Origin of the sequence: Micromonospora sp. LOL_021 (genome assembly GCF_048060215.1) — a bacterium.
In the GTDB taxonomy this organism is placed as follows: Bacteria; Actinomycetota; Actinomycetes; order Mycobacteriales; family Micromonosporaceae; genus Micromonospora_E.
In genome coordinates, this window is the sequence record NZ_JBHMIN010000149.1 from 1 (window position 1) to 528 (window position 528).

General features: G+C 73.7%; 1 protein-coding gene. It reads right to left on the bottom strand.

Annotated features, from left to right (window positions below):
- Window positions 1–528, bottom strand: a 528-nt coding sequence (locus tag ACFHWT_RS31435; protein WP_416598334.1) for a fibronectin type III domain-containing protein, incomplete at both ends; no start/stop codon positions are given.

The following is a 528-nucleotide window of genomic DNA, read 5'->3' on the forward strand; positions in this document are numbered from 1 at the left end:
AGACGGTGTACGAGGTGGCGGTGGCGTCGAAGGTCCAGCCCAGCCGCACCGACGACGGGGAAAGCGCGGTCGCCGTCAGCCCGACCGGCCGGGGCGGGCTGCTCAGGCAGGTCTCGGTCCCGGCCGACACCGCTGGGCTGTGCGTCGACTCGTTGCCGGCGGAATCGAGCGCGGCGATGGTGAAGCGGTGCCAGGTGGCGTGGAAGAGCCGCTGGACGGTGACGGTGGTGTCGACGCTGACGGCGACCCGGGTGCTGCCCTCGTAGACCGCGTACCGGTCCGGCGGCGGTCCGGCCGGCGCGGTCCAGGCCAGGCTGATTGTGGTGTCGGTGCGCCCGGTGACAGTGAGGCCGGTAGGCGCGGCGGGCCGCGCGGGATCGCCGGCGGTGGTCGTGGCGCTGGTCGAGCCGACCAGTTCGGCGGATCCGGGACCGCATTGGTTGTGCCGGTAGAGCTGGATCTCGTGGTCGGTGGCGGGCGCCAGACCGCCGACCCGGGCGCTGGTCAGCGACGTCCAGCCCAGGCTGA